This window comes from Pseudomonas guariconensis (genome assembly GCF_040822035.1).
GTDB classification, from domain to species: Bacteria; Pseudomonadota; Gammaproteobacteria; order Pseudomonadales; family Pseudomonadaceae; genus Aquipseudomonas; species Aquipseudomonas guariconensis.
In genome coordinates this window covers 968457-980939 of the sequence record NZ_CP162012.1, presented here as the reverse complement: position 1 = coordinate 980939, position 12483 = coordinate 968457, and the positions used below count along the sequence as shown (strand labels likewise).

10 protein-coding genes are annotated in these 12483 nt (G+C 63.4%); 1 reads left to right on the top strand and 9 read right to left on the bottom strand.

Annotation, left to right across the window (positions count from 1 at the left end; all coding sequences use genetic code 11):
* The first annotated feature begins 104 nt into the window (after nucleotides 1–104).
* Entirely contained in the window at nucleotides 105–2660 is a 2556-nt protein-coding gene (locus AB1N67_RS04440) for a PepSY domain-containing protein (RefSeq protein WP_367863560.1), read from the top strand.
* An 83-nt stretch (nucleotides 2661–2743) separates the two neighbouring features.
* On the opposite strand, the gene AB1N67_RS04435 is transcribed toward AB1N67_RS04440, so the two are convergent.
* From AB1N67_RS04435 to pilW, 9 genes are all read right to left on the bottom strand, one after another.
* Nucleotides 2744–3538 carry an amidohydrolase gene (locus AB1N67_RS04435; RefSeq protein WP_043208116.1) on the bottom strand — a complete coding sequence of 265 codons (795 nt, stop codon included), beginning with the start codon at nucleotides 3536–3538 and terminating at the stop codon, nucleotides 2744–2746.
* Nucleotides 3526–4674 carry a pyridoxal phosphate-dependent aminotransferase gene (locus tag AB1N67_RS04430; protein WP_102081240.1) on the bottom strand — a complete coding sequence of 383 codons (1149 nt, stop codon included), beginning with the start codon at nucleotides 4672–4674 and terminating at the stop codon, nucleotides 3526–3528. Before AB1N67_RS04430 ends, AB1N67_RS04435 begins: the two co-directional genes overlap by 13 nt.
* 168 nt (nucleotides 4675–4842) lie before the next feature.
* Nucleotides 4843–6309 (bottom strand): ribosome biogenesis GTPase Der, encoded by a 1467-nt coding sequence (der, locus tag AB1N67_RS04425; protein WP_043208112.1) that lies wholly within the window; start codon nucleotides 6307–6309, stop codon nucleotides 4843–4845.
* A 117-nt stretch (nucleotides 6310–6426) separates the two neighbouring features.
* The gene (gene bamB / locus AB1N67_RS04420) at nucleotides 6427–7569 is read right to left on the bottom strand and encodes an outer membrane protein assembly factor BamB (protein ID WP_070577057.1); all 1143 of its coding nucleotides are present in this window, start codon (nucleotides 7567–7569) and stop codon (nucleotides 6427–6429) included.
* Nucleotide 7570: 1 nt separating this feature from the next.
* Nucleotides 7571–8212 (bottom strand): tetratricopeptide repeat protein, encoded by a 642-nt coding sequence (locus AB1N67_RS04415; RefSeq protein WP_043208108.1) that lies wholly within the window; start codon nucleotides 8210–8212, stop codon nucleotides 7571–7573.
* A gap of 39 nt (nucleotides 8213–8251) precedes the next feature.
* Nucleotides 8252–9541, bottom strand: coding sequence for a histidine--tRNA ligase (hisS, locus tag AB1N67_RS04410; RefSeq protein ID WP_043208106.1), 1290 nt, complete (start codon nucleotides 9539–9541; stop codon nucleotides 8252–8254).
* Between the two features lie 24 nt (nucleotides 9542–9565).
* Entirely contained in the window at nucleotides 9566–10675 is a 1110-nt protein-coding gene (ispG, locus tag AB1N67_RS04405) for a flavodoxin-dependent (E)-4-hydroxy-3-methylbut-2-enyl-diphosphate synthase (RefSeq protein WP_043208105.1), read from the bottom strand.
* A 2-nt stretch (nucleotides 10676–10677) separates the two neighbouring features.
* Complete coding sequence (locus tag AB1N67_RS04400; protein WP_367863559.1) at nucleotides 10678–11718, bottom strand: RodZ family helix-turn-helix domain-containing protein; 1041 nt, start codon at nucleotides 11716–11718, stop codon at nucleotides 10678–10680.
* Entirely contained in the window at nucleotides 11715–12476 is a 762-nt protein-coding gene (gene pilW, locus AB1N67_RS04395; RefSeq protein ID WP_090345282.1) for a type IV pilus biogenesis/stability protein PilW, read from the bottom strand. Before pilW ends, AB1N67_RS04400 begins: the two co-directional genes overlap by 4 nt.
* Nucleotides 12477–12483 lie beyond the last annotated feature (7 nt).

Genomic DNA, 12483 nt, shown 5'->3' with positions numbered 1-12483 from the left:
GTCGCGCCCCAAAGCCCCGCTCACCTTTCCGGTGACCGGGGCTTTCGCGTACCAAGGCATAATGCTCGCCGCGCCTCGCCCGGCGTCCAGACAAGGTGAATGATGTGGTGAAGAAGTCGCTGTTCCAATTGCACTGGTTCTTTGGCATCACCGCCGGTCTGGTGCTGGCGTTGATGGGCGTCACCGGGGCGGTTTATTCGTTCCAGGAAGAACTGCTGCGCCTGTTCAATCCGCACGTGCTCAAGGTGCAGGTACGCCAGGAAGGCGTGCTACCGCCGGCCGAGCTGGTGCGCCGGGTCGAGGCGGCCCAGGGCGACACCGTCTCGATGCTGTGGGTCGATACCCGTGAGGGCAACGCTGCACGCATTTTCTTCCAGCCGCCACCCGGTGAGCGCCGCGGCCAGATGCGCTATGTCGACCCCTACACCGGCCAGTTCCAGGGTGACGTCACGGGGCAAGGCTTCTTCAATCTGATGCTGCAGCTGCATCGCTTCTTGGCCATGGGCGACACCGGTCGCCAAATTACCGGTGCCTGCACCCTGATGCTGGTGTTCTTCTGCCTCTCAGGCCTGTATCTGCGCTGGCCACGTCAGGCGTTGAACTGGCGGGCATGGCTGACGCTGGAGTGGGCCAAGAAAGGCCGTGCCTTCAATTGGGACCTGCATGCCGTCGCCGGGACCTGGTGTCTGCTGTTCTATCTGCTGTTCGCCCTGACGGGCTTGTTCTGGTCCTACGAATGGTACCGCGAAGGCCTGAACAAACTATTGGCCGACGCCCCCGCCGCCGGGCAGCAGCAAAATCGTGGAGAGGGTCGTGGCCGCCACGGCCCGCAGAAGCTCGACAAGGACGCACCGCCTCTGGTGGTGGACTACGACGCCATCTGGACCAGCCTCAAGGAGGCCGCAGGCCCCGGCCTTTTGACTTACAACCTGCGCCTGCCGCCTGCCGGAGGGCGACCGGCGACGCTCTTCTACCTCCTCGAAGGTGCCGACCACGAGCGCGCTTTCAACACCCTCACGCTGGACCCGGCCACCGGCCAGGTGAAACACCACGAGCGCTACGCCGACAAACCGTTCAAAGCGCAGTTGCTGCAAAGCGTCTATGCCTTGCACGTGGGCAGCTACTTCGGCCTGCCAGGTCGGATCATCGTCACCGTGGCCAGCCTGACCATGCCGCTGTTCTTCATCACCGGCTGGCTGCTGTACCTCGATCGCCGACGCAAGAAACGCCAAGTGCAGGCGGCCCGCAGCTCGGTAACCCCCGCCAAGGCCGGTGGCGACAACTGGCTGATCGGTTTCGCCAGCCAGAGCGGTTTCGCCGAACAGCTGGCCTGGCAGAGCGCCGGCCAACTGCAAGCAGCCGGTCTGCCGGTGCAAGTCCGTGCGCTCGCCGAATTGGGTCAAGCCGACCTGCAACAGGCCCGTCGCGCGCTGTTCGTGGTCAGTACCTTCGGCGACGGCGAAGCCCCTGACAGCGCCCGCGCCTTCGAGCGCAAGGTGCTCGGCCAACCGTGGGCGCTGGACCACCTGAACTACGCCGTGCTCGCGCTGGGCGATCGCCAGTACCCGCACTTCTGTGGCTTCGCCCGCAGACTCCAGGCCTGGCTGGGCGAGCGCGGCGCCACCCGTGCCTTCAGCCCAGTGGAAGTGGACAACGCTGATCCGGCAGCCCTGCTGCAATGGCATCAGGCACTCGCCCGACTGACCGGAGCCGAACCGGTGACTGCCTGGCCAGCACCGTCGTTCGCCAACTGGACCCTGCGCCAGCGCCAATGCCTGAACCCAGGCAGCCAGGGCGCACCGGTCTATCTGCTGGCGCTGCAGTCAGACCAGCCCCACACCTGGGAAGCGGGTGATCTGGTAGAGGTCCTGCCGCGCAACGGTCAACCGCGCATTGACGCCTTGCTCGCCGGCCTGGGGCTGGACGTGACGACCCCGGTGCAACTGGACGGCCTGTGCGAGCCTCTCGGTAAGGCCCTGGCCACCCGCCAGTTGCCGCTGGGCCGGGAACATCTGGTGGGTCTGCATGCCCAGGCAGTGGTCGATGCCTTGATTCCCATCACCCCACGGGAGTACTCCATCGCGTCGATCGCCAGCGACGGCATGCTGGAGCTGATCGTTCGTCAAGAACTGCACCCCGACGGCAGCCTGGGCCTGGGCTCAGGCTGGCTGACTGAATACTTACCGCTGCAGGGCAATGTCACCCTGCGCCTGCGTCGCAACAGCGGCTTCCGCCTGCCGGATGCACCCGCGCCGATGATTCTGATCGGCAACGGCACAGGCCTTGCGGGCCTGCGCAGCCTGCTCAAGGCGCGTATCGCCGCTGGCGAAACACGCAATTGGTTGCTGTTCGGCGAGCGCAACCGCGCTCATGACTTGCTGTGCGGGAACGAGCTTCAGGCCTGGTTGACCGCTGGCGACCTGCAACGACTGGACCTGGCGTTTTCACGGGACCAGGCAGAGAAAGTGTATGTGCAGGATGTCCTGTTGCAGCAGGCCGAGATGCTCAAGCGCTGGGTGGCCGAGGGGGCTTGTATCTATGTCTGCGGCAGCTTGCAGGGGATGGCCGCTGGCGTGGATGCAGCGCTCAATGGAATCCTCGGGGCCGAGATGGTGCAGCAGTTGATCGAGGATGGGCGGTATCGGCGGGATGTGTATTGATTGAGCAAACCCGCACCTACAGGTATTGCGCTGTCCTGTGGCTCAGCGCAGTACTGGTGGGAGCGGGTTGACCTGCGAAAGATTCAATAATGCAGTTCGAAGGTATCGGCATCCAGGTTGGCCGGGAAACGTGCGCGATACGCCGCCAGCTCCGCCGCCCGGAGCACCACGGTGAACACCCCATCGGCTTCGCCGGCACTGAGCAGGCTCTCCCCTTGGAAATCCAGCACCTGGCTGTCGCCTGAATAGGCAAAGCCCTTGCCGTCGGTGCCGACACGGTTCACTGCCGCCACATAGCACAGGTTCTCGATCCCCCGCGCCGGCAACAGACGGTTCCAGTGCTGACGGCGCGCGGCCGGCCAGTTGGCGGTATAAAGCAAAAGGTCGGTGTCCTGGGCATCACGGCTCCACACCGGGAAGCGCAGGTCGTAGCAGATCAGCGGACGCACGCGCCAACCTTTGAGCTCGAACTGCACCTGGCGCTCGCCCGGTGTGTAGTGCCGGTGTTCGCCGGCCATGCGGAACAGGTGGCGCTTGTCGTAATGCAGGATCTCGCCATCGGGCCGCGCCCACAGCAAGCGGTTGCGGTGGCTGCCATCGGCGGCCTGGATGATCACGCTGCCGGTGATCACCGTATCGAACTTCTTGGCCTGAGCCTTCAGCCATTTGTAGGTGGGGCCATTCTCAGGCTCGGCGAGGCTTTCGGACTCCATGGAGAAGCCAGTGGTGAACATCTCGGGAAGGATCACCAGATCCGCCTCGCCGACCTGGGCCAACAGCTCTTCGAAATGCGCATAGTTGGCCTCGCGGTCGTGCCAGGCCAGGGTTGTCTGCACCAGGGCGACTTTCAGGTTAGGCAGTTGGCTCAGATCGCGCATAGTTTTTCCGCCGCCTGACGCAGCGTCTCCTCACGTTTGGCAAAGCACAGGCGCACCAGGCGTTGCTCGGGGATAGGTTGCTGGTAGAACACCGAAACCGGAATGGTCGCCACGCCGTGCTCACGGGTCAGCCACAGCGACATTTCGACATCACCCAGATCCGGGCGTATCTGCGAATAATCCACCAGCTGGAAGTAAGTACCTGGGGTACGAGTGAAGGTGAAACGCGAGTCCTGCAGCAAGTCGCAGAACAGGTCGCGCTTGGCCTGATAGAAGCCCGGCAACTCATCCAGATGTTCAGGGTGCTCGGCCATGTAGTCGGCCAAGGCACACTGCAAGGGCGTTACACCACAGAAGTTGACGTATTGGTGGACCTTGCGCAACTCCACGCTCAACGCCGGTGGCGCCACCACATAGCCGGTCTTCCAGCCAGTGACGTGATAGGTCTTGCCGAACGAGCTGATCACGAATGCACGTGAGTAGAGCTGCTCATGGGCCAATACACTGGCATGGCGCACGCCGTCATAGATCAAGTGCTCGTACACTTCGTCGCTGACCAGGTAGATATCACGACCTTCGATCAAGTGTGCCAGCTGGTCCAGGTCCTCACGGCTAATCAATGCGCCGCTGGGGTTGTGTGGCGAATTCAGGATGACCATGCGCGTGCGCGGCGTCAGTGCATCGCTGAACTTCTGCCAGTCGATACGGAACTCGCCATCGCACAGTTGCACGTGCACGCAGCGTCCGCCGGCCAGTTCAACGGACGGCTCGTAGCTGTCATAGGACGGATCGAAGACAATCACCTCGTCGCCCGCCTGGATCACCGCCTGGATGGCACAGAAGATCGCCTCGGTGGCACCTGGCGTGATGGTCACTTCCTGATCGGCATCGACCGTCACGCCATACAGGCGTGCGATCTTGGCCGCCACTTGCTGGCGCAAGGCTGGCAGGCCGGTCATCGGCGAGTATTGGTTATGGCCGGCCATGACATGGCGGCACACGGCATCGAGCAGCGCCTGGGGCGCGTCGAAGTCTGGGAAGCCTTGGGACAGGTTGAGCGCACCTGTCTGTACGGCCAACTGCGACATGGTGGTGAAAATGGTCGTGCCGACGTTCGGCAATTTGCTGCGGATCATGAAGCCCTCTTTCCTGAACACTGCATACGGCACGGGGTAGAGCCCGAGCATAGCGGATCGAGCGGTCAGGAAAAAGGACGAAGCCACACGCGAAAAGCTTCAAGCGGCAAGAAAGAGCGGACTCGGTGCACTGCTCTCTCTTGAGGCTTGAAGCTTGAAGCTCGCCGCTTACTTGCGCTTGTCCTTGCGCTTCTTCTCGGCTTTCTTGTGGTGCGACATCAGGCGGCGCTTCTTGTTGACCTGACGATCGGTGAGGGTGTTCTTCTTGCCCTCGAACGGGTTGTCGCTGCCCTTGTACTCGATACGGATCGGCGTGCCGACCAGCTTGAGCACCCGGCGGTAGGTGTTTTCCAGGTAACGCGAGTACGACCGCGGGATCTTGTCGGTCTGGTTGCCGTGGATCACGATCAGCGGCGGGTTCGCGCCGCCGAGGTGGGCATAACGCAGCTTGATGCGACGACCGTTGACCATTGGCGGCTGGTGCTCGCTGATGGCGTCCTCGAGGATCTGGGTCAGGCGGCTGGTCGGCCAGCGGGTGACTGCCGACTTGAACGCAGCCTGCACGGATTTGTACAGATGGCCCACACCGGTGCCGTGCAGCGCAGAGATGAAGTGGATGTCGGCGAAGTCGACGAAGAATAGCCGGCGCTCGAGCTCCGTCTTCACGTATTCGCGCTCGCTCGGCTCCATGCCGTCCCACTTGTTCAGGGCGATGACGATGGCACGACCCGCTTCCAGAGCGAAGCCCAGCAGGTTCAGGTCATGATCGACCACGCCTTCACGGGCATCCATGACAAAGATCACCACGTTGGCGTCCTTGATCGCCTGCAGCGTCTTGACCACCGAGAACTTCTCGACTTCCTCGTGGATCTTGCCGCGCTTGCGCACCCCGGCGGTGTCGATGAAGGTGTACTTCTCGTCGTCACGCTCGAACGGGATGTAAATACTGTCCCGGGTAGTGCCCGGCTGGTCGTAGACCACCACGCGCTCTTCGCCCAACATACGGTTGACCAAGGTCGATTTGCCGACGTTGGGACGACCGATAATGGCGATCTTGATGCCATCCTTCTCGCTCGGCCCCGGGATGCGTGCGGCTTCTTCACCTTCGGCAACGTCTTCGTCGAGGGCTTCCTCGACCTTGTCGCGCGGAATGTGGCCCAGCACGGCTTCCATCAAGGCGTTGATGCCACGCCCTTGGGAGCCGGCGACCGGGATGGCATTACCCATGCCCAGTGGCGAGAACTCGGCGCGGGCAACGTCCGCATCGATGTTGTCGATCTTGTTGGCGACCAGGATTGCCTCTTTGTTTCGCTTGCGCAGGTGCTCGGCGATCATCTGGTCAGCGGCGGTCATACCGGCGCGGGCATCCACCAGGAACAACACATAGTCGGCTTCTTCGATGGCCATCAGCGACTGCTCGGCCATCTTCTCGTCCATGCCCACTTCGTCACCGGTGATACCACCGGTGTCGATCAGGATGTAGGAACGACCCTGCCAGGTGGCATCACCATATTGGCGGTCACGGGTCAGGCCCGACAGGTCACCGACGATGGCATCGCGGGTCTTGGTCAGGCGGTTGAACATGGTGGATTTGCCGACGTTCGGCCGTCCCACCAGGGCGATTACGGGAACCATGCGGCTCTCCACTCTTGAATTCTTGAAAATGCAAAGGCCGCTGCAAGGCAGCGGCCGGAGTTCGTGCGGCGCATCAAGCGCCGCGGCTCGAGGCCGTATCCGGCCTCAAGCTTAGCTTCAGCGGATGGTCAGTGCCTCGAGTTTGCCGCTGTTGCCGAAGACATAGATGGTGTCGCCGACCACCAGGGGACGGGCGCGCAGGCCATCGCTGTCGATCCGCTCGCGACCCACGAAGCGACCATCGACCTGGCTGAGCAGGTGCAGGTAGCCCTCGAAATCACCTACGGCCACGTAGCTGGAGAACACCTCCGGCGCTGACAGCTGACGGCGTGCCATGGAGTCGTTGGTCCACAGGGCGCTGGACGAGCGCTCATCGACGCTTTCCACGGTGCCCGACGCTTCGCTGACATAGACGTTGCCGAAGCCCTGGGCGACACCGACGTAGCTGGAGGCATCGCGCTGCCACAGCACACGTCCGGTTTCCAGGTCCAGGCCCGCAACGCGGCCCTGGTAGGTGCTCACGTACAGGGTGCCGCCGGACAGCAGCAGGCCGCCGTCGATGTCCACCACGCGGTCGAGCTCGGAACGGCCCTGCGGAATGGCCACGCGGCTCTCCCACACCGGCACGCCGTTGCGCACATCCACCGCGACCACCTTGCCGGTGGACAGGCCGGCCACGGCCAGGCGGTTGGTCACCACCGGTGCGCCGGTGCCGCGCAGGGTCAGTACCGCCGGAGTGTTCTCATAGATCCACAGGCGGTCACCGGTGGCAGCGTCGAGGCCGATCAAACGGTCGTCCTGGGTCTGCACCACTACCACGTCACCGTTGTTGGCAGGCGGCGCCAGCACTTCGCTGGTCACCCGAGAACGCCAGCGCTCTTCGCCGGTGCTGGCATCCAGGGCAATGACTTCGCCCTTGAGGGTGCCGAGCATGACCAGACCGTAACCCACGCCGACTGCGCCGGAGACCGACAGGTCCAAGTCCTTCTTCCACACCACGTCGCCGTCGATGCGGTTCAGGGCCATGACCCGACCGTTGACGTCGGAGGCATAGATGCGGTCGTTCTCGATGGCCGGAACCAAGGTGTTGTACGTCTCACCCTGGCCGTCGCCGATCGAGCGGCTCCACTGCTTCTTGAGCACCACTTCCTCGGTGAACTTGGTCAGCTCGGCCGGAGGCAGTTCCTTCTTGCTGTTGCTGCTGCAACCTGCGGCCAGCACGGCCAGGGTGAGCACTGCTGCTTGTTTCCAACCGATCACGTCAGGCGTCCCCTTTGGCCAGGTCATCCAGCTTCAGTTGCAAGCCACCGACCGCAGCGTCATCGGACAACGCAGCCTTGGCTTTTTCATAGGCGCTATGGGCATCGTCGGCTCGCCCCAGCTGAACCAGCAAATCGCCCTTGAGTTCTTCGCGGCTGGCCAGGAAGGCCTTGTCGGCATCACCGTCGAGCAGCTTGAGGGCTTCTTCGGCTTTGTCCTGGGCGGCGAGCACACGGGCCAGACGCTGACGTGCGATCTCACCCAAGGTGGCATCGGCCGGCTTTTCCATCACGCTTTTAAGCTCGGCGGCAGCGTCGTCAAGCTTGCCGCTGTCGACCGCGACCTTGGCCACGAACAGGCTGCCGTACTGGGCATAGGCCGAGCCACCGAACTCGCTCTTGAGCTTGCCGGACAGTTCCGCAACCTTGGTTGCGTCTGGCTGACCGCTTGGCGTCAGGCTGGTTTCCAGCAGGGCCTGGTACAGGGCCGAGGCGCCTTGCGACTGGTTGTTCTGGTACTTGTGCCAGGTCTGCCAGCCCATAACCACCACGCCGGCCAGCAGGGCACCGGTCAGCAGCGGCTTGCCGTTGCGGTTCCACCAGTCCTTGGCTGCGGCCAGGCCTTCATCATCGGTACTCGACACCCCAATACTCCTTTTCAGCAATTCGGCTGTTTGACCCTGTCACGCCTGCGCGACAGCGGCTTGCAGATGCTCGGCCAGAGCATCCCAGGCAATGTTCTGTTGTTCGCCCTGGCCACGCAGGGGCTTGAATCCAATCATTTGCTGCGCCAGTTCGTCATCACCGAGGATCAGGGCGAACAGCGCCCCGCTCTTGTCGGCCTTCTTGAACTGGCTCTTGAAGCTGCCGCCACCGGCGTTGACCGCCAGGCGCAGACCCGGCAGGCGATCGCGCAGGGCCTCGGAAAGACGCAGGCCGGCCAGCTCCGCCTGCTCGCCAAAGGCGCACAGGTAGACGTCGATCTGACGGCTAATGGATTCGGGCACCTTGCCCAGGGTCTCCAGCAGCAGGATCAGACGCTCGATGCCCATGGCGAAACCAACGCCCGGGGTCGGCTTGCCGCCCATCTGCTCGACCAGCCCATCATAGCGGCCACCGGCACAGACAGTGCCCTGGGCGCCGAGCTTGTCGGTGACCCACTCGAACACGGTCTTGCTGTAGTAGTCCAGCCCGCGGACCAGCTTGGTGTTGATCACGAACGGAATGCCGGCGGCGTCCAGGCGAGCCTTGAGGCCCTCGAAGTGCACGCGGGACGCTTCGTCCAGGTAGTCTTCGAGCTTTGGCGCACCGACCAGCACCGCCTGGGTACCCTGGTCCTTGCTATCGAGGATACGCAGCGGGTTGCTCTTGAGGCGACGCTGGCTGTCTTCATCCAGTTGCTCGAGACGTGCCGACAGGAATTCGACCAGCGCTTCGCGGTAGCGGGCACGGGCCTCGCTGGTGCCCAGGCTGTTGAGTTCGAGCTTGACCGCGTCCTGGATGCCCAGCAGGCCCCACAGGCGCCAGGTCAGCATGATCAGCTCGGCATCGACGTCCGGCCCTTCGAGGTTGAACACCTCGACACCGATCTGGTGAAACTGGCGGTAGCGGCCCTTTTGCGGGCGCTCATGGCGGAACATCTGGCCCACGTACCACAGCTTCTGCACCTGGCCGTTGCCGGTGATGCCGTGCTCGAGGACGGCGCGCACGCAGGCGGCAGTGCCTTCAGGACGCAAGGTGAGCGAATCGCCGTTGCGGTCCTCGAAGGTGTACATCTCTTTTTCGACGATATCGGTGACTTCACCGATCGAGCGCTTGAACAGCTCGGTGAATTCGACGATCGGCGTGCGGATCTGGCTGTAGCCATAGGTGTCCAGCAGGCCGGCCACGGTACCTTCGAAGTAGCGCCACAGGGGCGACTGGTCGGGCAGGATGTCGTTCATGCCACGGATGGCTTGCAGCGATTTGCTCACGAAAAGTCCTTACGAATCTGGGAATCAGCCGCGGGCGATCAGCGCCGCGTCGGCCTCGGCCTTTTCGGCCGCTTTCTGGCGGATGAGTTTTTCCAGCTCATCGACCAGGTTGTCATTGGTCAGCTTCTGCGACGGTTTGCCGTCGATGTAGACCAGGTTCGGCGTGCCGCCGGTCAGGCCTACATGGGACTCCTTGGCTTCACCCGGGCCGTTGACCACGCAGCCGATTACGGCCACGTCAAGCGGTACCAGCAGGTCTTCCAGGCGCCCTTCCAACTCGTTCATGGTCTTGACCACATCGAAGTTCTGGCGCGAGCAGCTCGGGCAGGCGATGAAGTTGATACCACGCGAACGCAGGTGCAGCGACTTGAGGATGTCGTAGCCGACCTTCACTTCCTCGACCGGATCGGCGGCCAGGGAAATGCGGATGGTATCGCCAATGCCTTCGGCCAGCAGCATACCGAGGCCGACAGCGGATTTCACCGTCCCCGAACGCAGGCCACCGGCTTCGGTGATGCCCAGGTGCAGCGGCTGGACGATCTGCTTGGCCAGCAAGCGGTAGGCCTCCACGGCCATGAACACATCGGACGCTTTGACGCTGACCTTGAAGTCCTGGAAGTCCAGGCGATCAAGGTGCTCGACATGGCGCAGTGCCGACTCGACCAGCGCTGCCGGGGTCGGTTCGCCGTATTTCTTCTGCAGGTCCTTCTCCAGGGAACCGGCGTTGACGCCGATACGGATGGGGATACCACGGTCACGGGCGGCGTCGACCACCGCACGCACGCGGTCCTCGCGACCGATGTTGCCCGGGTTGATGCGCAGACAGTCGACGCCCAGTTCGGCCACACGCAACGCAATGCGATAGTCGAAGTGGATGTCGGCGACGAGCGGCACGCTGACCTGCTGCTTGATGCGGCCGAACGCCTCGGCGGCGTCCATGTCCGGTACCGAAACGCGAACGATGTCGACGCCGGCATCGACCAGGCGCTGGATCTGCGCGACCGTGGCAGCGACGTCATTGGTGTCGGTGTTGGTCATGCTCTGCACCGCGATGGGGGCATCGCCGCCCACGGGTACATTGCCGACCCAGATCTTCCGGGATTCGCGACGTTTGATCGGAGATTCGCCGTGCATGGTTACTGTCCCAACTTCAGGCGAGCGGTCTCGCCACTGGTGAACGGAGCTACGTCGACCGGCTGGCCGTTGTAACTGACCTGGGCGCCACGGGCAAAGCCCAGGCGTACCGAGAACGGCGGTTTGCCGCTCAGGTCGAGGCTGTCGCCCTTGCGTTTGATGGCGCTGAACAGCACCTTGCCGTTGCCGTCGGTGACCTGGGTCCAGCAATCGGCGGTGAACTGGATTTGAACCTTGGCGCTGCCCACCGGCGCTTCGGACGGGGTCGTAGCGGCCGTGAGCGGTGCATTGGTAGGAGCGGCCGGTGCCGACGGAGCTGCGGCGGGCACCACAGGCGCAGCAGCAGGTGCCACAGGCGCGTTGGCGGCTGGGGCTGCGGCTGGGGCCTGAGGCGCTGGCGTGACTGCAGGGGTTTCGGTCGTGCTTGCCGGCGCTTCGCTGCTGATGACCGCCTCAGGCGTAGAGCCCTCGGTGGCCTGCTCAAGCGGCAGCGGTGAGGCTTCCGGTTGCTGGCCTTCGGTGACAGCCTGGTCTTCCGGCTCGTCCAGCGGGTGGATCTGGGTGGTGCCGTCGGCGCTTTCGACCTCGACATGCTCCAGGGCGATCTTGGCCAGGTCCTTGCCGCGCAGGCTGCTCTGGTCCTGCCACCAGAAGAAGCCACCACCGACTACGACCACCAGCAACAGCAGGCTGACGCCGCGCAGGATGTTGTGCGACAGACGCACCGGCTCTTCGATCCGGCCCAGGGAATGGACCTCGCTGCCCTTGGCATGAGTGCCGGTGTAGTGATCGAATGCCTCGACCAGAGGCGCCTGGTCCATGCCCATCAGCTTGGCATAGGCACGGATGTATCCGCGGGCGAAGGTGTGCCCCGGCAGCTTGTCGAAGGCGCCGTTTTCAAGGTTGTTCAACGAACTTACCGTGAGGTTGAGCTTGCGGGCCACCTCGGCTTGCGACCATTCCCGATTCTCGCGGGCCTGGCGCAAGACCTCACCGGGATTCTGGCGAGTCGCTGCTGCTACTTCGGGGTGCGCGGCTTTCATCGTTGCTCCGACAGGTATTGCTGATATTCCGGCGTACCGGGATAAAGTCGTTGTAATTGCTGGCCCAGTTCGGCCACCGTGCCAGGCTCGTCGAATGCCTGGGCAAGGCGGCTACCCAGCAACAGGCTACGGGCGCTCGGGTCGTTCAGCTGGCTGAAACGATCGTAGTAGTCCCGGGCCGGCACATAATGCCTGTTTTCATAGGACAACTCAGCCATTTCGAGCAACGCCTTCGGTTGCTGCGGATTGAGTTGCAGGGCTTTGACCAGATACTCATGCGCCCGGTCCCGACGCTCGAGCTTCAGGGCGACCAGGCCAAGATTCTCGTAGATTCGCGAGCGCTCAGGATACAGGGTATCGGCGGCGGCTTGGCGAAACATCTGCTCGGCCTTGGCAAATTGCCCCTGAGCATAAAGGAAACTGCCGTAGTTGTTGCGAATACGCGTGTCCCCCGGGCGCGCTGCCAGGGCCTTACGGAAATGCGCTTCGGCCAGCTCTGGCTCGCCTTCGGCCTGGAACACCAGCGCCAGCGCGGCGTGGGCATCGGCATCGCCGCCGTTGAGTGCCAAGGCTCGCACCAATGGAGCCTTGGCCTGCCCGGTCAAACCTTGTTGCAAATAACCCAGGCCCAATTGCACGTAGGCCCGCCCGGCCTCTTCGCGCCCTTGGCGACTGGCCAGAGGGTCACCTGCGCCACCAGACACGCAGCCGGCCAGCAGCGAAAGCGACAGGATCGACAGCGCGGCGCGCAAGGTCATGGGCGGG